Origin of the sequence: Myxococcus dinghuensis (genome assembly GCF_024198235.1) — a bacterium.
GTDB classification, from domain to species: domain Bacteria; phylum Myxococcota; class Myxococcia; order Myxococcales; family Myxococcaceae; genus Myxococcus; species Myxococcus dinghuensis.
This window is the reverse complement of record NZ_JAKCFB010000003.1, coordinates 208,412-231,834: the sequence shown is the minus strand read 5'-3', so window position 1 is coordinate 231,834 and position 23,423 is coordinate 208,412. Positions and strand designations below refer to the sequence as shown.

The 23,423-nt window shown below is 68.1% G+C and carries 17 protein-coding genes, 1 tRNA gene and 2 pseudogenes; 12 read left to right on the top strand and 8 right to left on the bottom strand.

The window, feature by feature from the left end:
* Window positions 1-17: 17 nt before the first annotated feature.
* On the bottom strand, window positions 18-986 hold the full coding sequence (locus tag LZ198_RS05950; protein ID WP_253970897.1) for an HlyD family secretion protein: 969 nt from the start codon (window positions 984-986) through the stop codon (window positions 18-20).
* A gap of 52 nt (window positions 987-1,038) precedes the next feature.
* Window positions 1,039-2,625 carry an efflux transporter outer membrane subunit gene (locus tag LZ198_RS05945; protein ID WP_253970896.1) on the bottom strand — a complete coding sequence of 529 codons (1,587 nt, stop codon included), beginning with the start codon at window positions 2,623-2,625 and terminating at the stop codon, window positions 1,039-1,041.
* A 274-nt stretch (window positions 2,626-2,899) separates the two neighbouring features.
* Between LZ198_RS05945 and ppk2 the strand changes: the two genes are divergently transcribed.
* Window positions 2,900-3,700, top strand: coding sequence for a polyphosphate kinase 2 (gene ppk2, locus LZ198_RS05940; protein ID WP_253970895.1), 801 nt, complete (start codon window positions 2,900-2,902; stop codon window positions 3,698-3,700).
* A 76-nt stretch (window positions 3,701-3,776) separates the two neighbouring features.
* Here the strand turns inward: ppk2 and LZ198_RS05935 are convergent, their stop codons facing one another.
* Window positions 3,777-4,529: a helix-turn-helix domain-containing protein gene (locus tag LZ198_RS05935; protein ID WP_253970894.1), complete on the bottom strand. Its 753-nt coding sequence runs from the start codon at window positions 4,527-4,529 to the stop codon at window positions 3,777-3,779.
* 523 nt (window positions 4,530-5,052) lie between these two features.
* Between LZ198_RS05935 and LZ198_RS05930 the strand changes: the two genes are divergently transcribed.
* From LZ198_RS05930 to LZ198_RS05895, 7 genes and pseudogenes are all read left to right on the top strand, one after another.
* Window positions 5,053-5,850 (top strand): fibrinogen-like YCDxxxxGGGW domain-containing protein, encoded by a 798-nt coding sequence (locus tag LZ198_RS05930; RefSeq protein ID WP_253970893.1) that lies wholly within the window; start codon window positions 5,053-5,055, stop codon window positions 5,848-5,850.
* Window positions 5,851-5,955: 105 nt separating this feature from the next.
* Window positions 5,956-6,087 (top strand): annotated as a pseudogene (locus tag LZ198_RS05925) (helix-turn-helix domain-containing protein); the annotation flags it as partial.
* A gap of 118 nt (window positions 6,088-6,205) precedes the next feature.
* Window positions 6,206-6,997, top strand: a pseudogene (locus LZ198_RS05920) (IS256 family transposase); the annotation flags it as partial.
* An 821-nt stretch (window positions 6,998-7,818) separates the two neighbouring features.
* Window positions 7,819-9,108, top strand: a complete 1,290-nt coding sequence (locus LZ198_RS05915) for a serine/threonine protein kinase (protein WP_256559286.1) — start codon at window positions 7,819-7,821, stop codon at window positions 9,106-9,108.
* Window positions 9,109-9,229: 121 nt separating this feature from the next.
* Window positions 9,230-10,642, top strand: a complete 1,413-nt coding sequence (locus tag LZ198_RS05910; protein WP_253970891.1) for a hypothetical protein — start codon at window positions 9,230-9,232, stop codon at window positions 10,640-10,642.
* Window positions 10,643-10,796: 154 nt separating this feature from the next.
* The gene (locus LZ198_RS43385) at window positions 10,797-12,176 is read left to right on the top strand and encodes a Tox-REase-5 domain-containing protein (RefSeq protein ID WP_323381975.1); all 1,380 of its coding nucleotides are present in this window, start codon (window positions 10,797-10,799) and stop codon (window positions 12,174-12,176) included.
* A 12-nt stretch (window positions 12,177-12,188) separates the two neighbouring features.
* Window positions 12,189-12,902, top strand: a complete 714-nt coding sequence (locus LZ198_RS05895) for an immunity 52 family protein (RefSeq protein WP_253970890.1) — start codon at window positions 12,189-12,191, stop codon at window positions 12,900-12,902.
* A 368-nt stretch (window positions 12,903-13,270) separates the two neighbouring features.
* Here LZ198_RS05895 and LZ198_RS05890 read toward each other — a convergent pair whose 3' ends face one another.
* A complete protein-coding gene (locus LZ198_RS05890) occupies window positions 13,271-15,112 on the bottom strand; it encodes a hypothetical protein (protein WP_253970889.1) in 1,842 nt (613 codons plus the stop codon).
* 283 nt (window positions 15,113-15,395) lie between these two features.
* On the opposite strand from LZ198_RS05890, the gene LZ198_RS05885 reads away from it, so the two are divergent.
* A tRNA-Val gene (locus tag LZ198_RS05885) sits at window positions 15,396-15,468 on the top strand.
* A gap of 247 nt (window positions 15,469-15,715) precedes the next feature.
* Here the strand turns inward: LZ198_RS05885 and LZ198_RS05880 are convergent.
* The 4 genes from LZ198_RS05880 to LZ198_RS05865 all read right to left on the bottom strand — a co-directional run bounded on the left by LZ198_RS05880 (window position 15,716) and on the right by LZ198_RS05865 (window position 19,815).
* Window positions 15,716-16,393, bottom strand: a complete 678-nt coding sequence (locus LZ198_RS05880) for a DNRLRE domain-containing protein (protein ID WP_253970888.1) — start codon at window positions 16,391-16,393, stop codon at window positions 15,716-15,718.
* Window positions 16,394-16,778: 385 nt separating this feature from the next.
* The gene (locus LZ198_RS05875) at window positions 16,779-17,741 is read right to left on the bottom strand and encodes an alpha/beta fold hydrolase (RefSeq protein ID WP_253970887.1); all 963 of its coding nucleotides are present in this window, start codon (window positions 17,739-17,741) and stop codon (window positions 16,779-16,781) included.
* 51 nt (window positions 17,742-17,792) lie between these two features.
* Complete coding sequence (locus tag LZ198_RS05870; protein WP_253970886.1) at window positions 17,793-18,944, bottom strand: acyl-CoA dehydrogenase family protein; 1,152 nt, start codon at window positions 18,942-18,944, stop codon at window positions 17,793-17,795.
* Window positions 18,945-18,960: 16 nt separating this feature from the next.
* Window positions 18,961-19,815 carry an IclR family transcriptional regulator gene (locus LZ198_RS05865; protein ID WP_253970885.1) on the bottom strand — a complete coding sequence of 285 codons (855 nt, stop codon included), beginning with the start codon at window positions 19,813-19,815 and terminating at the stop codon, window positions 18,961-18,963.
* A gap of 109 nt (window positions 19,816-19,924) precedes the next feature.
* On the opposite strand from LZ198_RS05865, the gene LZ198_RS05860 reads away from it, so the two are divergent.
* The 3 genes from LZ198_RS05860 to LZ198_RS05850 are packed head-to-tail and all read left to right on the top strand — an operon-like array spanning window position 19,925 to window position 23,421.
* Window positions 19,925-20,695: an enoyl-CoA hydratase gene (locus LZ198_RS05860; protein WP_253970884.1), complete on the top strand. Its 771-nt coding sequence runs from the start codon at window positions 19,925-19,927 to the stop codon at window positions 20,693-20,695.
* 1 nt (window position 20,696) lies between these two features.
* A complete protein-coding gene (locus LZ198_RS05855) occupies window positions 20,697-22,220 on the top strand; it encodes a 3-hydroxyacyl-CoA dehydrogenase (protein ID WP_253970883.1) in 1,524 nt (507 codons plus the stop codon).
* Window positions 22,221-22,224: 4 nt separating this feature from the next.
* Complete coding sequence (locus LZ198_RS05850; protein WP_323381971.1) at window positions 22,225-23,421, top strand: 3-oxoadipyl-CoA thiolase; 1,197 nt, start codon at window positions 22,225-22,227, stop codon at window positions 23,419-23,421.
* Window positions 23,422-23,423: the final 2 nt, after the last annotated feature.

Sequence of the window (23,423 nt, the reverse complement as noted above, 5' to 3'; positions counted from 1 at the left end):
CCTCCCGGGTCTCCGGGCTAGTGGGCGCCGGATTCAGCCGTGATGACGTTGCTCAACGGATGGGGCCACGCGACGGAAGGGTCCACCTTGACGTAGCCGACGCCGCGAATGCCCGTCTTGATGCGCTCGACGTAGCGGCTGGCCAGCTCGCGGGGGACCTGGATCTTCACGCGGAACACCAGCTTCTCCCGCTCGCTCTTGGTCTCCACCTGCTTGGGGGTGAACTGTGCCTCCGGGGACACGAAGGAGACGTAGCCGGGGATGGAGCGGTCGGGCTCGAAGTCGACGGTGATGCGCGCCTCGGAGCCGAGCTTCACGCGGGCGGCCTCGCTGGCGGGCAGGAAGATCTCCATGAAGACGTCCTCCAGGTTCACGAGCGTCAGCGCCGGTCCGCCAGGAGAGAGCACTTCGCCAGGCTCCGCGAGCCGGTAGAGGACTCGACCCGTCACCGGAGACTTGAGCGTCGCGTCGGCGATGCGCGTTTCAATCGTCGCCGCATTGGCGCGCGCGACCTCGATCTCCTCCCGGGAGGTCTTCAGCGTGGCTTCCGCTTCGGCCAGGGCGGCCCGGGTGGTTTCCAACTGGCTCGCTCGAACGTCCAGGTCCCGCTGCGAGCCGGCGCCTTGCGCCACCAGTCGGCGGGCGCGCTCGACCTCGATGGTGGCGAGTTGAATCTCGCTCCGCTGTTTGACGATGCCCGCCTCGGCCACCGCCACCTTCTCCTGCGTGGCCGCGAGGCTCGCATTGGCCTCCGCCAGGCTGGACTCGAGCGTGGAGGTGTCCAGGCGCACCAGCACCTGACCGGGTTTGACGAGGTCACCTTCGTTGACGAGGATCTCCTTCACCCGCAGGGGTTCCTTGGCGGCGACATCCGCCAGCTTCGCCTCGATGCGGCCGTTGCCGGAGACGATTCCCTCCGGCAGCTCGGATTGCTTCCCCTTCCAATAGCGGAAGCCGATGAACGCAGCGATCGCGACGGCGATCAACCCAATGACCCACTTGAGTTTCCCTTTCGGGTGCTTGGGCATGGCGGACTCTCTATGGCTTCTCGGATGGCGGGAGCGCCTTCTTCTCCGGCGCGCGCGGCTTGGACAACATGTCGCCCCAGTGGGTCCGCTTCTTCATCTCGTCCTGCATCGGCTCTGGAACGATGGGCTGGCCTTGACGGATCTCCCAGCCTCCGCCCAGCGCCTTGTAGAGGGCGACCAGGTTGGTGGCGATGGATGAGCTCGTCTGGGCCATGTTGTTCTGCTGCTCCAGGAGCGAGCGTTGCGCGTCCAGCACGCGCTGGTAGTCCACGGCGCCTTCACGGTATTGCACCACGGAGAGTTCCACCGACCGCTGCGCGGACTTCACGGCCGCCTGCTGGAACTCCAGGGTCTTCTGGGCGTGGATGAACCCCGTCAAGGCGTCTGCCACCTCCTGCGCCGCCTTGAGCACCGTGTTGCGGTAGTTGACGAGCAGTTGTTGGAACCGAGCGTCCTCGACTCGCACGCCGTTCTTCAGCCGGCCGTAGTTCAGGAACGGGAAGACGATTCGGGGGCCCACCGAATAGGCGAGGCTGCCCAGGGAGAAGAGATTCCCGGAGGCCGAGCCGGCCGTGCTGGCCTGTAGCCCGATGGTCCCGAAGATGGAGAAGCTCGGATAGAGCTCCGCCTCGGCGATGCCCACCCGGGCGCACTGCGCGGCGGCGGACAACTCCGCGCTGCGGACGTCCGGACGCCGCCGCAGGATTTCGGCCGGCATGCCGACGGCCACCGTCGCGGGCGCCAGCGGAATCCGCTTGGGGCCGGAGAGCAACGCCTCCACCTCTCCCGTGGGTCGGCCGAGGAGGGTGCTCAGGGCGTTGCGGGCCTGCTCCAGTCCCGCCTCCAGTTGGGGGATGGTGGCCCGGGTACTCTCCAGCAGGGTCTCCGCCTGCAGCACGTCGAGCTCCGAGGTGACGCCGTTGCTGAAGCGCGACTGGGCGATCCGGTAGCCCTCCTCCTGGACTCGGACGTTCTCCTGGGCCTGTTCGATGAGCACCTCGAACGTGCGGACCGTGACGTAGGTTCGCGCGACCTCGGCGGTGAGCGAGACGACGGAGGATTGGTAGTCCGCGACCGACGCGAGCAGGCCCGCGGCTCCCGACTCCACGCCCCGCCGGTACTTGCCCCAGAAATCCACCTCCCACAGCGCATCGAAGCCCACCTGGTACTCCAGGTAGTGGCGGTCGATCTCCGCGAGGTTGGACAGGTCGACGAGGTTGGAGGCGGCGGCGTTCTCACTGCGTCCCACCACGGCCCCGCTGCCTGTCGCGACCTGGACCTGGGGAAACTGTTTGCCGGTGAGGATGCCCAGTTGGGCGCGGGCCTCGACGATCCTCAACCCGGCGATCTGCAGCGGGAGGTTCTGGTGGTAGGCGAGCTCGACGAGGCGGTCGAGCGAGGGGTCGTCGAAGGACTTCCACCACTGGGTGTCGACCGCGTCCTGGGTCGAGAGTCGCGGGTCGCCCTGGGTGCGCCATTCCTTCGCGACCGCAGCCTCGGGCTTCGTGAAGCGGGGGCCGACCGTGCACCCGGAGAGGAAGGAGAGGGCGCCGAGCAGCGGCCACGTGCCGGCGACGCGTGCGAATCCCGGCCTCATCCCCCGCATGGTGCTGGCCATCCCCCACATTCGCGACACCTCGATGATGGGCGAGGATTCGCATGCGCTGGCGCACGCGGAAGGGCGGGCCGTCCCGAATGCCCCGGGGGGCAGTCTCGGATGTTCGTTGCGCCATGCGCGTCACGAACCCAGGGGCGACATGGCCGCCGATCGCCGCACGGGGGGGCAGCACCTGTGAGGTTCCGCTGGCTGGCGGAAGCCCTCCCCGCGCGCACGCATTGCGCGTGTGTGGGGGCCGCACAACCCTTCGGCCATGGCACAGGACACACCCGCGGAGCCGCTGAAGCGCAAGGCCTACGTCAAGGAGCTCCGCAAGCTCCAGTCCCGGCTCTGCCAGCTTCAGGAGTGGGTCAAGCAGGAGCAGATGCGTGTCATCGTGGTGTTCGAAGGCCGGGACGCGGCGGGAAAGGGCGGGACGATTCGCGCCATCACCGAGCGGGTGAGTCCCCGCGTCTTTCGCGTGGTGGCCCTCCCGGCCCCTTCGAGCCGCGAGAAGTCACAGATGTACCTGCAGCGGTACGTGCAGCACTTTCCCGCGGCCGGTGAGATCGCGATCTTCGACCGCAGTTGGTACAACCGGGCCGGCGTCGAACCCGTGATGGGCTTCTGCACGCCCGAAGAACACGACCGCTTCCTTATCGGTTGTCCCGTCTTCGAGAAGTACATGGTCGAGAGCGGAATCCTCCTGGTGAAGATCTGGCTGGAGGTCGGCAAGGAGGAGCAGGCGCGGCGGTTCGCGGCGCGGATCGACGACCCCCTCCGGCAGTGGAAGCTGAGCCCGATGGACGTCAAGTCCTGGAAGCGCTGGTACGACTACTCGCATGCGCGGGACCAGATGCTCGCCGCGACGGACACCCCGTATGCGCCCTGGCACATCCTGCGGTCCGACGACAAGAAGAAGGCGCGGCTCAATTGCATCCGCTTCCTGCTGGACAAGATTCCCCACAAGCGGGTGAAGCACGCCAAGGTGAAGCTGCCCGCTCGCTCCATGCATGGGGCGTACGACGACGCCGCTTCGCTTCAGGGGCGGAACTTCATCCCCGAGCGATACTGATCGCCCACGCGAGGCATTGATGGAGTACCGCGTGTCGGGCTCGTCTGGCTTCAGTCGCAACCGTGGACCCTTCTGGTCAGGTGAGGGCTCGGAGGGGCACGCTCCGTGGAGGTCCCCGCCGCCCCACGAGCCAGCGGTGGGGCGGCTGGCCAGTGGTCTCACGGAAGGCGCGCGCGAAGTGCCGTTCGGAGAGTCCGCACGAACGCGCGAGTTCAACGCGGGACACGGAGCCGTCCAAGCGCGAATCGATGAGCTCCTTGACGCGTCGCGCGTGTGCAGGACTGAGGCCTCCACGAAGGCTCGTCCGCGCCGCGTGGAATGCGCCGTACATGCTCGCCAGATGCGTGACGAGCGCGAGCGTCACATGGTCGGCGTAGAGCGCGCTGACCTCCCGTGGAACCGCCAGCGCGGGACGTAACGAGAGCAGGAGGTGCCGGACGACGGGATCCGAGAAGCCGACGCCAGGCTGGTGACGCAGGTCGTCGAGCGTCTGTGCGCCTGCGTCCTCGGCATAGGCCCCGAGGGTCTTTCGCTTCAGATAGATGCTCACGTAGTGGAACGGCCCGTCGTACTCGGAGGTCAGGGTCGAACGCAGGTCGACGATGCCGGCATGCCCCGCGTGGAAGTTCCGAGGTTGAATCCAGCGGTTCTCCGCGCGCATGGCGCCTGCCGGTCGTTCGCGCAGATGCAGTGTGAGCACGTAGGCGTCGTCGCGCGGCACTGCGCCCGTGATGAGCCCGTTGGGGGCGTCGGACCGGAACTCGCCCACGACCAGGTTCGAGCACTGGAGCACACGGGACTCAAGCTGCGCCCCGAAGGCAGCAGCCAAGGGACGTTCAACCCGTCGAGGCGAGCGTGAATCCGTCATGAGAGCCTCCGAACCGCCAAGAGCCATTGGTCCTCTTACATGTCGCCGATGTCTTCGTAAACGATGCCGCGCCGTCGATGCGGGAGTGGAGTGCGAGGCGTCCTGGGGGCTTCCTCGGGACCGCGTCAGTGTGAGAAGCGATGCGAGGCATCCGCCAACTCGGGCGGATGATTCACGGCGTTTCGTTTGGGGCCCTTCAAGTATGGATGCCTGTCCATGCGCTGCCAGTGATTGATGTTGGCTCCGTGCCCCTGCGTGGCGTCATACCGGTGCTTCCTGCTCTTCGTGCCAGCGTGTGGCCAGATTGCCTTGGTCTCCTCGGCGGGGTGCCTCTGGCCATCACAGAACGCGGAAGGTCAAGTCACAAATCGGATCGAAGGGCGCCGGTCGCCCCCAATCCTGACCCGCGCCGCGTCATCTTCCCGCTCCATCATGTACTTGGAGTGATAGTCTGACTGCCTTTACCCTCCAACGGAGCGCCGCTGTGACGACCAAATCCTCTCCCGCCAGTCTTTCATGCGCAGTCGCGTTGTTGGTGGTCCTCACAGCCTCGCCCGCCGCAGCGGGAGAACCGGGCTATGGGGAGACGCCTGACCTTGCAATGCAGAGTTGCCAGCATCTCTTCGCCGCGGGCGTCCGCCGCTCAGGGCTCTACTACCTCAAGCCCGACGGCACTCAGGCCATCACAGCCTATTGCGAGCAGGAGACCCAGGGCGGCGGCTGGGCACTGGTCTACAACAGCGTGCTCGGGATCAACACGTTGGATTTCTGGGGCATCCTGTACGGCGACCGGCTCGGTCGAAGGGGGCGCCCGAGTCTGGACTCCAACTTCTACGACGGAAGTCTCTACGTCTACCGGAAGACGGAGTTCGTGAGCGCTGTCCAGTATATGGACGTCATCGAGGATCTGGCGGGAAAGACTGTCGTTGCTTTCACCGCGCAAGTCGGCGGTTTCAACACGACGACGATGAGGTTCCTGAGTCCGCAACTCCTTACGGGGAGTGAGTCCCTCTACGCGCACAATTTCGCCGCTGGCTGGTCTGCCCCCGATTATGACGGCGACACGTATGTTTCAGGGAACTGCGCGACTCGATACGGGCTGGTCACCCAACACTATGGTTCTTGCTGGGTTTACAGCCTCGGCGCCGACGCAGAGAGCCCCCTGGACGACGGCAGGGTGGGTCCCCATCTGTACAAGACCATCATCACGGAACTCCAACTTGCCACTGATGGGACCAACCACTCTCGAGTTCGCCGTATCTCGCGCTTCGTCAGGTGGTAGGCGTGGCTCATAGAGGTCATGGCTCCTCTCTGTGACATGCTCTGGGATTTTCGGACCACGTGAAGCTTGAGAGGATGCCGTCTCCGGCCACCACGGAGGCAGGCAGTGAAGAAGAGTCGGTTCAGCGAAGAGCAGATGGTCGCGATCCTGCGCGAGGCGGAGCGGTCGTCAGTACCGGAGACCGCGAAGAAGCACGGAGTGAGCGAGCCGACGGTCTACGCATGGCGCAAGCGCTGGTTGTGTCCCTATAAATGTGTAGTCGGCGAGGAAGGGCGAGCGGGAAAGAGGGAAGCTCCTCGGTGAAACCAAACCGAGATGGTCCTCCTTTGGCGAGGAGGCCGAGGAGTTCCCTGCCGTGGACGATACCGAGTTTTCCGCGCCCTCGCACGAGGAGGTGCGCACCGACGTGCGAGGCCTGTTCCTGGGAGCCATCCGCATTGCGCTGGAGATGCTGCTGGAGGAGGAGATTCGGGGCCTGGTGGGAGCCGGGCGCTGGCAGCAGGTGGCGGGTCGGAAGGACCAACGCAACGGCAGCTACCTGCGCGGCCTGTTGACGTCCATGGGCCACCTGGAGGTGGCCGTGCCCCGGACCCGGGCTGGCGGCTCGGCGCAGGCCGTCCTGGGCCGCTACAAGCGGCGCAGCGAGGAACTCGACGAGGCGATTACCAGCGCGTACGTGCAGGGCGTCTCCACGAGGAAGATGGGCAAGGTGACGCGGGCGCTCATGGGCGAGGAGGTTTCGCGCTCGACGGTGAGTCGGGTGACGAAGTCCCTGGAAGAAAAGGTGGAGGTCCTTCGCACCCAGCCCCTCACCCAGGCCTTCCCCTACCTCTACCTGGATGCCACCTTCCTGGACGCCAGGTGGGCGCGCACGGTGCAGAACGTCTCGGCCCTGGTGGCCTACGGCGTGGGAGAGGATGGGCACCGGCACCTCTTGGCCGTGACGCTGGGTGGCAGCGAGTCGCAGGACTCCTGGCTGGAGCTGCTGCGCCAACTGCTCGCGCGAGGACTGACGGGCGTGCGGCTCGTCATCGCCGACGGGCATGCGGGCCTGGCCTCCGCGGCCCGGCAGGCGCTGCCGGAGGCCCGACTCCAGCGCTGCACGGTGCATCTGACTCGAAACGTCCTCGCCAAAGCCCCCTGGCGTCGTCCCCTGGGGTAGCGTTGCCCCCTCCTGCACCTGTCGAGAAAGAAAGCTCTCCCGTGAAGCGCGCTCCCGTTCCGATGCCCCCTCCCTCCGAGTCCACCTCCAGGAAGCCTAGGTCTTCGGCCTCCCGCCCGAGCTGGCCTCCGTCTCCGTGGGCCGGGTTCCTCAAGACGTGCGCGAGTGCGACCGCCGTTGCCGCGCTCTCCATGGGGTGCCCCGGTGCCCAAGTGCGCCCTGAGCCCGGTGATTGCCCATCCGAGGCACGCGAGGTCATGTTCAACAGGGCGAACAAGCAGGGGCTGCGTATGAGGCCAGGGTATTCGTTCATGCTCACCTTGGACATTCGCCAACCCGGCTCCATGGGCGATGGGGGTTTCTACTCCGATGGAGTGGTGACCGGGATGGTGCGAGTCAGTGAGCATGAGAGTCTCCCTGAAGGGACGTTGCTCTCGGGCTATCTCTGGACGAGCGGGGACGTGGTGGTGGGGCGCTACACAGAGGCGCAGCTCCCGGACGGACGGACTGTTCCTGTGTGCGTGGTTCTGGGGCGTGGGGGGTACATCGAGAAGGGGCCTGACTCCAAGCCGGGGGCCGCAGACCTCGCTAGATCCCTGCCTGCTTATCTGGTCGAGCGTTGGCCTTAGTTTCCCTCGGAGGACGTAAAGCAGTTTTGCAAAACAGGCCCTCCTGGCTTCACTTGGAGTGAATGAGATTTCGATCTTTTAGACCTATCACGTCGTTCAAGTCTGGCAGGGCTGGCAGTACCTTGAGTCTGCCTTTGCGCGAAACCCTCTCGCGCGGGCGCTCGGAGATTCCTGCCCATGTCCAATCCGTCTGACTCTCGGCCTGCCGGGAGCGTCGTCCTATTCACGAATGGAGAAACCTCCTACGAGTTCTTCCGGGACTTGGGGGAGGGGCGCGTAGGGGAGCGGCTCCTCCTCGCGCAGACGCGCACGCCCAAGGGGCTCGGTGAGTGCGTCGTGCTCAAGTGCCTGCCCCTGCCGACAGCGGCGGAGGTGACGGAGCAGTACCAGCGCACCCGCATCCGCCTGGAGGAAGAGGTTCGGCGCGCCCAGTACCTTCGCCACCCGAGCATCGCGCGCGTGCATGGCCTCTTCGAGACCGAGCATGGCCTGTGTGTGGCGATGGAGAACGTCGAAGGGCTGTCGCTCCACACGTTGCTGGCCGTCGCCCAGGCGCGCGGCTGCTACTTCTCCGAGGCGTTCACCCTCTACGTAGGCGCGGAGGTCGCGGCGGCCCTGGCCTATGCACACGCACGCACGGACGATGCGGGCTTCCCGCTCGGCATCGTCAACCGGGATGTGAACCCCGCTCGCATCCGCGTGGGGCCGCATGGGGAGATTCGGCTGACCGACTTCGGCGTGGCCTTCTCCCGTCTCGCGGGGCGGCTGGCCACCTCGCTCCCCAGCCCCCAAGGCGAAGTCCTCTACTCGGCACCGGAGGCGTTGTTGGGAGAGGCCGTGGACTGGCGAGCGGACATGTTCTCCCTGGGCCTGAAGCTGCTGGAGTTCTCCACGGGCCGTCACCTCTACGACCCGGGCCACCTCCGCATTGAAGAGGTGGAGGCGCGTGCCTCGAAGGAGGAGCGGGAGAAGGTGCTCGCGGCCTCGGTGGCCGCGCTCGTGACGGAGCTGCCCGCCTTCGCGGAGGACGTCATCTGGTGCGCGATGGCCTTTCGCTCCGACGACGTGGAGTTGGCAGCGCGCGGGCTCTCGGTTCCGCTCCGGGACATCCTGCACACGCTGTTGCAGCGCGACCCCGCTGACCGCGTCTTCACGGCGGCGGAGCTGGAGTTGGTCATGCGCTCTCAACTGGCACGCCTGGGGCGCTACACGCGGGAGGACGCGTTGCGAGAGGTCCAGCACGCACTCGCGCAGGCCAGCGACAAACTCTGGGACTTCGAGGTTCCGAGCGATGAAGGCGGAATCACGCCCCCTGTTCAAGAGGCGTGGAGCGGTGCCGCGGCCACCACGGCGTCCTCCTCCCGGGGCACGCGGTGTACGTCGTCCTCGCGCGCGGCCGATGAAGTGCCAACGGAGCCCGGTGCCGGTCCGCGCCGTCGCACGTTGACGAAGCAGCCGACCGCGTAACGGCGGCACCCCTTTCCCCTCACCACCGCTGATTCACCACCGGCGCGGCGCGAGTCGCTCAAGCCACCCGGGAGACGTGTGTCTTTCGTGCCTCATACCGGGGCACGCACAGGAGACGTGTATGCACAGGGAGCGAAGCCGTTTGGCCGTGCTGCTGTTGCTGCTGTCTGGAGTGTCCTGGGCGGAGGAAGCCAACGAGCCGCCGTTGCCCGAGCCTTCGTCCGAATTCGAGGTGCCTGACATCGCCGAGTCGGATCAGCCGCTGACCGAGGATGAGGACGTGCCTCCCGTGCCTTCGAGCTGGTCGAGCGCGCGCTGGACGAGCCTGTTGCGCGTCGAGGCCGTGACGTGGGCGCTGTTGCCGCGTGGAGGCGAGGGAACGGACGCGGGCTTCCTTCAAGTCGAGCCCACCGTCGTCTTCGAGCGCGGCGAGGAATTCGGCATCAACCTGGGGGCTCCGTTGCGCCTGCCGTTGTGGGGGCCGCAGGACGAGGGGCTGTTCCGGCGCGAGGACTGGGACTCCCTCTCTGACTGGGGACAACTGGTGCGGAGTCTCAAGTTCGGCTCGGACGAGGCCCCCTGGGCGCTGTGGTTCGGCGAACTGGACAGCTACACCATGCTCACGGGCCACCTGGTCCGCCGTTACGCCCACCGCGCGAACCCGGACTACCACCCCGCCGCGGGCGTCGGCACAGCCTACCTGGGGCCCGTCTACGTCGAAGCGTTCTCCTCGGACATGCTGGGGGCGCGGTTGATGGGGGCCGAGGTGGAGCTGGACCTGGAGCATGTGCTCTTCGGCAGGCCCAAGCAGGGCTTCCGCTACACCTTGAGCGCGTCGGTTGCTCACGACTGGGGGCGAGCTGGAGGCCGCGCGCCTTCGGTGACGCTGGTGCACCTGGACGCGGTGGCCGTGTTCATGGTTCGGCCGACGCTCGAAGCACACGCTTTCGTGGGCGGAGGTGGCAAGCCGGGCGACTCCATCGCCTGGGGCGCAGTGGCCGGGCTGGGCATGGAGTCCTTCACCGAGAAGCGCAGCCTGTGGTTGCGACTGGAGGCGAGGCGCCAGCATGGCGGCTTCCGGCAAGGTTTCTTCGGCGCGGACTACGAGCTGGCGCGCTTCCAGGCGGCCGGGCCTGACGGCGGACCTGTCTCGAATGCGCCCTTCCCGGAGGGCTACTCCGTCTTCGGTGAAGCGGAGGTTGGGTGGGATGCCGTCAGGTACAGGGGCCTCAAGAAGCACCTGAAGCTGTCGCTGGGCGCGGAAGCCTTCTCCTGGGGGCGCTTCGACGTGGACGGGCGCGTGGCGGTTCAGCTCTTCGAGCGCGCCCTGGAAGTGGCCGTGAAGGGCCTCGCCGTCGGTGCGGGCAAGCCGGGGGCGCGTTACCTCGGGTCGGCGGAGGTTCGCTGGAGGTTCCTGGGCGGCAAGCTCTACGCGATGGGGACGGGCGGCACGCTGCTGTTCCCCACGGCGGAAGGGACGTTGCGCCCGGGGGCCTTCGCCTCGGTGGGGCTGGGGGTGGACAATGCGCGCTAACGCCCTGCTCTTGGCCGTGGCGTTGCTGGCCACTGGATGCGCCTCCATGCCCCAGGTTCCGGCAGGGCGGGGGATGCGTCGTGAGCCCCGGCTGTTGGCCCAGGGGCATGTGGTGGGCGGGGACTGGGACGCCTCCCGGAATCGGCACGGGCGAGTGTTCCGCAGCGGCACATCGAGCGAGGAAGACAACACCGTTGGGTTGGCCGTTGGTGGAGCTGTCGCGCGCCTCCCGTTGAATCTGGACGCGTGGGAGAAGCTGCTGACGAACTCGGGCCTGGAGGACCGGGATGCGCGTCCGATTCCAGGCGGCCCGCTCACCTCGGCTCAAGCGGCGCGACTGCTGACGTCACTGCTCGGCAAGCCCGTGACGCTGGGCCAGTTCCCCTCGCGGCTCGCGGTGGGCCATGTGCTTCGCAACGTGCTGGAGCGCGGCGAGCTGTCGCGGCCTGAGTTGGTGCGCCAGGTCGAGCGCTTCTCTCGACTGGCGGTGCTCCGTCCTGACGGCTGCATGGCGTGGGTACTGAGTGGGAGGACGCAGCAGCGAGTCGCGCCCGTCGAGTGGAAGGACGGTGCCTTCCGCGCGCACCGCTTCGAGCTGGGGCGCTTCTACTCGGGACACTCGGGCGTCTACCGGTTGCTGGACGACGAGCTGCAGGAGGTGGATGGGCGCCTGATTGCAGAGGTCTACGACGATGCGGACTACGTGGGCCGCGTGTTGGACGGGGCCGAGTCGGCGGTGGTGAAGCTGGCGCTCTCCATCGGCCATTTCTTCACGTACCCGCTGGACAGCATCGCCTCCCTGAAAAACCTGCCGGCAGGTGTGGCCGCGCTCATCGAGTCATCACCGGCCTACTTCGAGCACTTCCGCTACATGACGCGCGGGGAGCAAATCGAGGCGGTGGCGGCGCTGGTCACGGACCTCGTGCTCACGACGGGGACCGCATCGGTGGCGACGCGCACGGTGACGGGCGGGTTGGCAGGCGCCGAAGCCATGGTGCCGGTGCTCGCACTCTCCGCCCAGGGTGCCCTGTCCATCGAGCGCGTGGCGGTGCCGGTGGGGCGCGCGGCGGCGGTGCTTGGCGGCGGTCCTGGTGCAGCCGTCATCATCCAGCGGGCAGGGGACGCCGCATCGGGCGGTCAGTCGTCGCCTTCAGATGGACCGGGCAGATGGGAAGCAGCTAAGGAATCGATGAAGGAGCCTGCGCGACGGTACGAGAAGCAGGTGACTGGAGCCCCTGACGGACAGATCTACAAGGTCGAGGATGTGAAGTTCGATGGGTTCAAGGATGGTGTCCTGCTAGAAGCCAAGGGGCCCGGCTACGCAAAGTTCATCGCGGAGGCGGCGGAGAATGGTGGCTGGTATCAGGGCTTCAGAAGGATCGTGGAACAGGCCGAGCGACAGCTAGCAGTGGCCAACGGCCATCCTGTTCGTTGGCACTTTGCAGAGCGCGAGGCTGCGGAGTTTGTCCGCGAGATTTTCCGGAATGAGGGTCTTGGTCGAATTCGAGTCGTTCACACTCCACCTGCCTTCTAGGTGAGGAGTCAGATGATCGAAAAATACTATGCCGGCGTCTATTGGTCGGGACGACGTGAGCCAGTGGAAGAGTACGCGCGCCGTGCCGAAGCTCTCTTCCAAGGACTGGCCCTACAGGACCTCGCCCTTTCTCGCTGGTTCGAGCAATCAACCTCACCGGCGGAAGCCCTGGCACATGGGTTCGTGCCCGATTTGGCGACGCTGATTGGTTTGCTCGGCACGAAGCGATACCAACAAGGCGGCGGCGACGTTTCGTTCGCGGCATGGAATGGTTTGGTCGAGGGAAACAGCGTGGCGAGCATCTCTTGCGGTTCTCGCTCTCGGTACGTGGTTGATCGGTGTGTTCTCACGCTGCCACCAGATAGCCCCGTCGCGGAATGTCTCGTGACCTCGCTGGCGCTCTCTCAGGTTGTGCGTGTGATGGCGCTAGCGTGGGATCCGGAATGGGGCGTCGCTACCTCGACCATTCATCGAGACAGTTCGTCCGAGTCTGCGGACCCAGGCACGTTCGTTGGCTGGGTGACCTACTTTGCACAACACCGGGGGACAGTGCCTCCACTCCCCGCTCCAGTACGCGTCGAACCCGTGGGGGACAAGGGCACGCTGATTGTCCTCACTCCCGAGCGCTTCACGGCAAGCAACCCGGAGCATGTGGCGCTGGCCGAACGGGTGCGCGAGTTGCTGGACCGAGCGGGGCTGTTGAATCCGCTCCAGGGCCCACCGTAGGAATCCAGAGGGGCCGGGCTACCGTCGCTCGGTCCCTCTCGCTGGGGGGCGAAGAGGGCCCATCGGTCCCCGCCATGTTGCACGTATGTCGCACGACCCTGAGGAATGCGCTGGAACAAGGCGGGACGGCTGGGGCCTGGACGGGAGTCGAATCTGCGGTTTTCCGAGCGGGGGCGAGGTAAGGGCGCGACACTGCTGGGTTGGCGCACCGCCCGGCCGCAGGTTCGACTCCTGCCAGGACCACTTTCCTCCAACCTTGCTCCGGGCTGTTGGCCACGCGCACCGCATACCGCGCGACGGCGATGCGCGAGACCGCTCCTCGGCAGGCGAGGCTCGCGGAGTTGGAGGTCCGTGAGCCATGCATCACCTCACCGGCGGCAGAGCGTGCCGGCGGTGGTGTTGCCGGCGCAGCCTCCGAAATACTGGTTGGGCGTGGTCGCCAGGTAGCCGCAGTTCCGCCAGTTGCAGGCGTTGCCTTCGGGGTCGTTCCCAGCGGGCGTGCACACGCGCATGGGGACGTTCGCGCCGCAGTAGGTCCCGGAGGTCGGTGACACGGAGCACGCGCTGGCGGAGCCGCTGTAGCGCAGGTCGTCGTTGGTCCAGTAGTTGTGCGTGGGCGCCATGGAGCCGGAGTTCTGGGTCCAGTTGAGCGCGTTGCTCACCGACCAACCCGGCGCGCACAGGGAGGCGCGTTTGTCCCACGTCACCTTGCCCGCGCAGCCCACGAGGTTCTCCGAGAAGACCTGCTCGGTGGTGCCATCCGCGCACCCCGACACGGGGATGCAGAGCGCGCCGCCCGTGTTTCCACACCCGCCGAAGTGCTGGTTGGGGGTGCTCGTCCCGTAGCCGCAGGTGCCCCAGTTGCAGTGGTTGCCTTCGGGGTCGAACCCCGCGCCCCGGCAGACGCGCATGGAGCTGCCCTCTCCGCACGAGGTGCCGCTCGTGGTGCTCACGTAGCAGGCCACCGCGGAGCCGTTGTACTTGAGCTCGTCGTGGGTCCAGTAGTGGTGCGTGGGGGCCTTGGCGCCTTGCAGGGTGACCCACTCGGTGGCGGTGGCGAGCCGGTAGCCCTGCGCACACAACGAGGTCCGGTCGTCCCACGGTGCCCTGCCCGCGCAGCCGACCATGCCTCCGGAGAACGTCTGCTCGACGGAGCCGTCCGCACAGCCCGGAGGCGTCCGAGGGACGCAGAGCGTTCCCGCGGTGGGGTTGCCCGCGCAGCCACCGAAGTACCGGTTGGGCGTGTTCGTCCCGTAGCCGCAGTTCCGCCAGCCGCAGGTGTTGCCTTGGGGGTCGTTGCCACTTGGCGTACACACGCGCATGGGCATGTTGGCGGGACAGGCCGTGCCGGTCGTCGTCGAGACGGAGCACGCGTTGCTGGCGCCGGAGTAGCGCAGGTTGTCGTCGGTCCAATAGTGGTGCGTGGGCACCGCGCCGTTGAACCGCGTGCTCCATTCATTCGCGGTCGCGGGCCGGTAGTCCGCGCCACAGAGCGACGCGCGCTTGTCCCACGTCACCTGGCCCGCGCAGCCGACCATGCCGTTGGCGAAGGTCTGCTCCGTGGTGCCGTCGGCGCACGGGCCTCGGGGGACGTCGTTCCGGGGGACACACAGCGCGCCGGCCGTGGTGTTGCCCGCGCAGCCGCCGAAATACTGGTTGGGGGTGTTGGTCCCGTAGCCGCAGTTCCGCCAGTTGCATTGATTGCCCTGGGCGTCGCCGCCGTTGGCCGTGCACACGCGCATGGGCATGTTGGCGGGACAGGCCGTGCCGGTGGCCGACGAGACGGAGCACGCGTTCGCGGAGCCGGAGTAGCGCAGGTTGTCGTGGGTCCAGTAGTTGTGCAGGGGCGCCGCGGTGCCTCGCAGGTTGACCCACTCGGTGGCGGTGGCGAGCCGGTAGCCCGCGCCGCAGAGCGAGGCCCGATTGTCCCACGTCACCTGGCCGGCGCAGCCGACCATGCCGCCGGCGAAGGTCTGTTCGGACGTGCCGTCGGCGCATGGACCCGCGACCAGGAGGCTCGACTCCCCGGACTCGGGCTCACTGGACTCCACCTGGAGCCCGGTCTCCGGGGCCTCGGGGTCCCACTGCTGCTCGGAGCCGGGCTCGCCCGATTCTCCCGTGGTTTCGATGGGGGCGTTGCAGGCCACGGCCAGCACCAGGGAACTCAGGGCGAGCCCCTGGGCGAACGATAGGAATCCAGTGTGCTTCATCAACTGCCACTCCCGTGCGACATCCCGCTTCAATGCGGGGGCGGGAGGCTTGCCTCGCGCTACGCGGAAGAACCAGCACCCTGAGGAAGGGTGTCCAAGGCCTGATAGGTCCCCCGTTCAACCGAAGGGGTTGGGGCAGACCATCATCCGGAAGCGAGCGGACATGGCGGTTCCGGGGGCATGGAAGTCCGGAGCGGTCAGACCGTCGGTGTGTCGCCCGTACGTCGAAGGAACTCGCGGGTCGCGTTGGATTGATGCAGCGGGCTCACTTTGTTTTCCTCATGCGCGCCGAGCCAGCGGGTGACGGCATCGGTCTGACGTACCGACATTGCCGGGTTCGACTCCCGGGGCGTGCACTCCTCTTCCATTTCCCCACGACGACGCGCCCGTGTCCGTCAACGCCTCCAAGACGAACGCGCAGTTGGGGGCCGGAGTCTCCGGCGCCATCCGGCGCGCCTCACGCTTCACCCGGCTCGCAGGCTCACCCACGGAGAAAGGGCCGAGCCAACCAGCGCTCGGCCCTTCCTCTTCATGGTGGGACTCGGAGGCGCCCTCCTGCCTCGTCACGAGCGTGGCCGCCCGTTCGAGGCAGGCCGGGGGGACTCACGGCCCGTTGGGGACGCACATGCTGTAGTAGTCGGTCTGGTACGAGCAGGTGCTCCCGGCCACGCAACAGGTGGGGCCAGGCCAGTTGATGCCGCCACACTGGCCATAGGCGTTCGCGCACGTCTGGGTCGTGTAGCAGACCTCCAGGCCGGGGCGTTGATCGACGACGAGGGTCTCGCTGCTGGCGAAGATGGCGGGAACCGAGACGGTCGTGGCCGCGGAGTCGAGGAGGAAGCCGTAGTTCGGGACGGCCCCGGTGACCCAGTTGTTGACCAGGTTCGAGACGTTCGCGGTGCGCGTCGACAGGAGGCTGGGGAGGATGGTGGCCTCGACCGCGGGCGAGTACTGCTGATTGAAGCCCGTGAAGGTCACGCCCGCCTCGGTCCAGGCCGCGGTGGCCCTGTGGACGAAGACGGAGTTCGTCTGCGCGACGGCGAAGAGCTCGAGCGTGGCGGTGTTGATGGTGATGTTGGGCGGCAGCGTGCTGAGGTCGAACCGCAGCAGCGACTCCTGCTGGGAGGTGATGCCGAGCGCGGACAGGTAGTCCACGGTCAGTTGGCCCGACCCGTTGGGCGTGCTGGGGGTGGCGGAGGCAATCGTGGCGTCGGCCACCGTCCCGCTGACGCCACGCCGCAACGTCACGCAGGCGCTCACCCCTTGGGATTGGTTCGACACATCCTCTCCCGGGGTCGGTTCGGCGCTGGGGGCTGTCCCGCAGGCCGCCAGGAGGAGTGTGACGAATACGCAAAGCAGCTCACGTGCGGGGAACAGGGTGTTGGAGGTGTCTCGCTGGATAGGCATGTCTTCCCTCTCGAATGACGTCCGGGAACGCTCGCGCACCGGATGGTTTCGCGACCCGAAACGTCGCGCGCATCATTGAGTCGACTGCTGGATGGAGACACTGTCCTGGAGACTCGGTGAGAGTGTTTCGGGCGTGACAGGGCTTTGGCCCGCAAGAATGTGGCTCACGGGGATGTCTTGGAATTCCATCCGTCGCCGCATCCTTCTTGCACGGCGGACTCGGGAGGGATGGCTGTCTTTGGCGTGTGACGAGGCCGCGTCAGGCGCTCGCGGCGGAGCGCTCCGGCTGACGCGTCAGCGCGGGCATGGCATCCGGCCGGTCCCAGAGGACGAAGTGGCTGCACCCGTCGAGGGTGACGACGTTCAGCGTGGGCTCCGCGCGGCGGGCGACCTCCAGCATGGAGCGGGCGTCCAGCACGCGGTCCTTGCCGGGGACGAGCACCGTGCCCCGACGCACGTTCTTGAAGACGGAGTCATCCTTCTCGCTCATCCACGCGCCGATGCCCCGGACGTTGGTCTCCATGGTGGAGACGCGCTTCGGGTTGAAGGGGAAGGCCGCGATGAGGTCGCGCTTGCGCGTGTCCTCCAGCGGGCCCCACGCGCCGCGGTTGTGCCGGGAGATGGGCTCGCGGCGCCACAGCGGGATGACGAACGGCAGGAGCCACAACTGGACCGCGCCCAGCGCGACGTAGGGCCGGGCCTGGGGCAGCACCGGCGCCTCCAGCACCACCTCCACGTTCTCGAACAGGTCGGGCCGCATCGACGCGGCCTCCAGCACCACGGCGCCCCCGCGCGAGTGGCCATGGACGCGGACGTGCTCCGTCCGGGGCAGGTGCTCCAGCGCCTGGAGCAGCACCTCCGCGTCGTAGGCGATGGTGCCCTCCGGCGCCTGGGGGGCCTTCGCCCAGGGAGCGGAGCGCTCGACCGGCTGGGTGATGGGCAGGTGGTAGTCGCAGCTCGTCAACTGGATGAGCTGGATGTCGGGGGCGGCGTAGAGCGCGTGGGTGAAGTAGCGCATGCTGGCCACGAAGCCGTGCATGCAGATGACCGTGGTCCGGGGAGCCTCACTGCGCCGCTCGGCGATGACGGCCTTGCCCACCTGGTAGACGACGCCGTCGAACGGCTCGCTCGGACAGGGGGCGCCCTCGCGGCGCAGGAGCCACCACCGCGTGGCGACCACGAGGACGCTGAGACCGATGATGCTTCCGATGACCTGATACATGCGGACTCCCAGGGGGGAGCGAGCGTCGCCAGGGCCTCGGATGCGGCCGGCTCAGCTCGCCTCACGCATCATATTGCGCGCGATGACGAGCTGTTGGATCTGACTGGTGCCCTCGTACAGACGGAACAGGCGGACGTCGCGGTAGAACCGCTCGATGCCATAGTCCGCGATGTACCCGGCGCCACCGAAAATCTGCACCGCCCGGTCCGCCACCCGCCCCACCATTTCACTGGCAAACAGCTTGCAGCAGGAGGCCTCGGTGCTGATGTTCTGGCCCTGGTCCCTGCGTCCGGCGGCGTCGAGCACCATGCAGCGCGCGGCGTACGCCTCCATGCGACTGTCCGCGAGCATCGCCTGGATGAGCTGGAACTCCGCGATGGGCTTGCCGAACTGCTGGCGCTCCATGGCGTAGCGCAGGCTCTCCCGGATGAGCCGCTCGGCGATGCCCACGCACACCGCCGCGATGTGCAGCCGCCCCCGGTCCAGCACCTTCATGGCCGTCTTGAAGCCCTGTCCTTCCTGTCCGCCGAGAAGCTGAGAAGCCGGCACGTGGCAGTCCTCGAACAGGACGTCCGCGGTGTGGGTCCCCTTCTGGCCCATCTTCTTGTCCGCGGGCCCGATGTGGAGCCCCGGCGTGCCCGCCTCCACCAGGAAGGCGGAGATGCCGCCGGCGCCCTTGTCGTCCTCGGAGGTGCGCGCCATCACCGTGAACAGGCCCGCCTCCGGCGCGTTGGTGATGAAGCGCTTGGTGCCGTTGAGCACGTAGTGGTCACCGTGGCGCCGCGCCGTCGTGCGCAGCGACGACGCGTCCGAGCCCGCGTTGGGCTCCGTCAGCGCGAACGCGCCGACGATCTCCCCCGACGCCAGCCGGGGCAGGTACCTGCGCTTCTGCTCCTCGGTGCCGTCCAGGATGATGCCCTGCGACCCGATGCCGTTGTTGGTGCCGATGAGCGAGCGGAAGGCCGGCGACGTCTGTCCGAGCACGAACGCCACCTGCACCTCCTGGCTCATGTCCAGGCCGATGCCGCCGTATTCGACCGGGGTGGACAGGCCGAACAGGCCCAGGTCGCGCATCTCCCCGATGATGTCGGAGGGGATGGCGTCCTCGTCCGCGACCCGGTGCTCGTTGGGCATGAGGCGCTCCTTCACGAAGCGCTCGAGCGTGGCCAGCAGTTGAGCGAGTGTTGCGTCCTCACGAGCCATGGATGTGTCTTCCTTGTCAGCGCCGCTGCAGGGCCGCCTCGACGTTGCGGACGAGGTTCACCAGTCGAGGTCCGATATCGAGCAGCAGCCGTTGCTTGGGCAGCAGGAACGAGGGGCCGCCACAGTTGAAGGCGAGGATGCCGCTGCCGTCCGGCGGGATGAAGGGCACGCCCACCGCGTTGACGTCCCGGTCCCAGTCCCCGATGGAGAGCGTGAAGCCGTGCGTGCGGTAGTCCTCCAGCGCCTTCTCGATGCTGGCCTCGATGCGCGGCCACTTCTCCGGCTCGCGCTTGGCCATGTGGTTCATGAAGTAGCGCCGCTCGCCCTCCGGTAGCGCGGCCAGCAGCGCGCGCCCCATGGCCGTGGTGGCCAGCGGCAGCCGCGAGCCGATGTCCAACCGCAGCGTCACCGCCGCCGTGGAGCGACAGTGCTCCACGTACACCACGTTCATCCGGTCCCGGCTGCCGAGCGACACCGGTACGTTCGCGTAGTCCGCCAGGTCCTGCATCAGCGGTCGCGCCACGTCGCGCACGCCCATGTTGGAGAGCGCCGCGAACCCCAGCGCGAGCACCCGCGTGCTCAGTTGATACTTGCCCAGCCGCTCCGAATACGTGAGGTAGCCCAGCCGCGTCAGCGTATGCGTCAGCCGGGAGATGGTGGGCTTGGGCAGGCCGGTGCTCGCCGCCAGCTCCTGGTTGCCGAGCATGGGCCGCTGCGGCGTGAACGCGCGCAAGATTTCCAGCCCGCGCGCCAGCGCCGTCACGAACTGGCGGTCCTTCACCTCCTCGGCGCTCACCTGCTCCAGCGAATCCACGAAGGAGGCACCGACTTCATCATTGGGCGGAAACGAAGGGGCTGCGAAACGTGGCATGGGTTCGCGGTCCTGGAATGAGCGGGATTGCCAGGAAGATAGACAGACAGTAAAAGAGGGTCAAGGTCTGCGAAATTCAGTTTCGCACAGCGAAATTGGGATGCCAGCCATGCCAGATGTCTTTGTCGAAAGGCCCGAGGAAGGACTCGCGGTGGTGCGACTGCACCGCCCCGCCGTCCGCAATGCATTGAGCCTGGAGCTGAGGCGCGCGCTCGCGGGCTGCTTCGAGGAGCTGGGGGCGGACGCGGCGGTGCGCTGCATCGTGCTGACGGGCGGGCCGGAGTGTTTCGCGGCGGGCGCGGACCTGCGCGCGCTCGTGGAGGCGACGCCGGTGGAGCTGATGTTGAGTGATACACATTCGCTCTGGCGGGCGCTGGCGGGGTGCCCCAGTCCGGTCATCGCGGCGGTGAATGGGTATGCGCTCGGCGGCGGTTGCGAGCTGGCGATGCACGCGGACATGATTGTCGCGGGCGAGGGCGCCACCTTCGGTCAGCCGGAGGTCCGCGTGGGCATCATGCCGGGCGCGGGCGGCACGCAGCGGCTGACGCGGGCGGTGGGGAAGTTCAAGGCGATGAAGCTCCTACTCACCGGCGAGCCCGTCACGGCGCGCGAGGCGGAGGCGATGGGACTCGTCACGGAGGTGGTCCCCGACGACCAGGTGCTGGAGCGGGCGCTCGCGCTGGCGCGCAAGGTGGCGCGGCTGCCGGCGCTGGCGGTGAGGCAGATCAAGGAGGTCGTCCTCGCCGGGCAGGACGCGCCGTTGGCGGACGCGCTGCTGCTGGAGCGCAAGGCGTTCCAGCTCCTCTTCGCCTCGCGCGACCAGAAGGAGGGCATGCGGGCCTTCCTCGACAAGCGCGAGCCCACCTTCGAGGGGCGCTGACATGCTCGACGTCGACGACGCGGGGCTCGTCCTGGGGGTCGTGGGGACGGGGGTCATGGGGCGGGGCATCGCGCAGCTCGCCGCGCAGGCGGGCATCACGGTGCGGCTGTTCGACAGCCGCCCCCTGGCGGCGGAGGAGGCGCGGGCCTCCGTCGGCGCGACGTTCGACGCGCTGACGACGAAGGGGCGCATGTCCGCCGAGGCCGCGCGCGCGGCCATGGCCCGGCTCCACGTGGTCGCCCAGGAGTCGGCGCTCGCGGGCTGCCATGGGGTGGTGGAGGCCATCGTCGAGGACCTGCGGGTGAAGCGGGAGCTGTTCACCCGGTTGGAGGGCATCGTCGGGCCCGAGTGCCTGCTGGCGACCAACACCTCGTCCCTGTCCGTCACCGCCATCGCGGCGACGTGCGAGCGACCGGGACGGGTGGGGGGCTTCCACTTCTTCAACCCCGTGCCGTTGATGAAGGTGGTGGAGGTCATCGAGGGCGCGCGCACCGAGCCCTGGGTGGGCGAGGCGCTCGTGGCCCTCGCGAAGCGCCTGGGACACCGCCCGGTGCGCGCCGCGGACACGCCGGGCTTCATCGTCAACCACGCGGGGCGCGGCTTCGGTACGGAGGCGCTGCGCATCCTCCAGGAGGGCGTCGCGTCGTTCGACGAGGTCGACCGCATCCTGCGCGAGTCCGCTGGCTTCCGGATGGGGCCGTTCGAGCTCCTGGACCTGACGGGGCTGGACGTCTCGCACCCGGTGATGGAGTCCGTCTACGAGCAGTTCTACCAGGAGCCCCGGTTCCGTCCGTCGTACGTGCTGCGTCAGCGGCTGGCCGCGGGGCTGCTCGGGCGCAAGAGCGGGCGCGGGTTCTATTCGTACGAGGAGGGCAGGCAACGGCCTGTCCCAGCCCCCAGGGGTCCCGAGGGTGAACGCCGTCCCGTGTGGGTGGCGGCGGACGAGCCGGCGTGGCGTGACGCGCTGGTGTCCATCGTCCGGGCCGCGGGGTGGTTCCCGGATGGTGGTGCGCGTCCCTCGCCGGAGTCCCTGTGCCTCGTCGCGCCGCTGGGCCGGGACGCGACCACCACCGCGCTCGCGCTGGAGGTGGACCCGGAGCGCACGGTGGCGGTGGACCTGTTGTTCGGCCCCGAGCGCCGGCGCACCGCGATGACCACCCCCGTGACCCGGCCTGGGTTCCGAGACTCGGCCCTGTCGCTGCTGTCGGCGGATGGCACGGCGGTGTCCCGCATCCACGACAGCAGCGGTTTCGTCTCGCAGCGGGTGCTCGCCACCGTGGTCAACATCGGCTGCGACATCGCCCAGCAGCGCATCGCCAGTCCGGAGGACATCGACGCGGCGGTGACGCTGGGGCTGGGCTATCCGCGCGGGCCGCTGGCGTGGGGTGACGCGCTCGGGCCTCGCCGGCTGTCGAAGGTGCTGGAAGCGATTCATGCCGCGTCGGGGGACCCGCGCTACCGCGCGAGCCCCTGGTTGTCGCGCCGGGCCCGGCTCGGCGTCTCCCTCCTCACCCCCGAGAGCTGACCTGATGAGCGCCTATATCTACGACGGGCTGCGCACGCCGTTCGGCCGACATGCTGGAGCCCTGGCCCCGGTCCGCCCCGACGAGCTGCTGGCCGGAGTCATCCGCGCGCTGATGTCGCGCGGCCCCTTCGAGCCCGGCGACGTGGAGGACGTCGTCATCGGCTGCACGAACCAGGCGGGTGAGGACAGCCGCAACGTGGCCCGACACGCGGCGCTGCTCGCGGGCCTGCCCGTGGAGGCTGGCGGCGTGACGGTCAACCGGCTGTGCGGCAGCGGGTTGGCGGCGGTCCTCGACGCCGCGCGCGCCGTGCTGGCGGGGCAGGGCGAGTTGTTCGTCGCCGGAGGGGTGGAGAGCATGAGCCGCGCGCCCTTCGCCCTGGCCAAGGCGGAGTCCGCGTACAGCCGAGACGCGCAGGTCTTCGACACCACGCTGGGCGCGCGCTTCCCCAATCCCCGGCTCGTCGCCCGCTACGGCGGGGACACGATGCCGGAGACGGCGGACAACGTGGCCCGTGAGCTGGGCATCGGCCGCGAGGCGAGCGACCGGTTCGCGTGGGCCTCGCAGCAGAAGTACGCGGCGGCGAAGGCGCGAGGCTTCTTCAACGGGGAGCTGGTGCCCGTGGAGTTGCCGGGGCGCCGTGGCGCCGTCACGACGGTGACGGTGGATGAGCATCCCCGCCCCGACTCGTCGCTCGACAAGCTGGCCTCGTTGAAGGCGCTCGCGGAGGACGGCGTCGTCACGGCGGGCAATGCCTCCGGAATCAACGACGGCGCGGCGGCGCTGCTGGTGGGCAGCCTCGGGGTGGGGGAGCGCGCGGGGTGCAAGCCGCTGGCGCGCATCGTGTCGGCCGCCATCGCGGGGGTGCCTCCTCGCACGATGGGCCTGGGGCCCGTCCCGGCCGCGCGCAAGGCGCTGGAGCGCGCGGGCTTGTCGCTCGGGGACGTCTCGGTCATCGAAATCAACGAGGCCTTCGCGCCCCAGGTGCTGGGGTGCCTCAAGCTGCTCGAGCTCGACGCGGACGACAGCCGGGTGAACCCCAACGGGGGCGCCATCGCCGTGGGGCATCCGCTCGGGGCCTCTGGGGCCCGGCTGGCGCTGACGGCCGCGCGACAGCTCCAGGTGGCCGGTGGCCGGCATGCGCTCGTGAGCATGTGCATCGGCGTGGGACAGGGCATCGCCGCGGTCCTGGAGCGCGTCTGAGG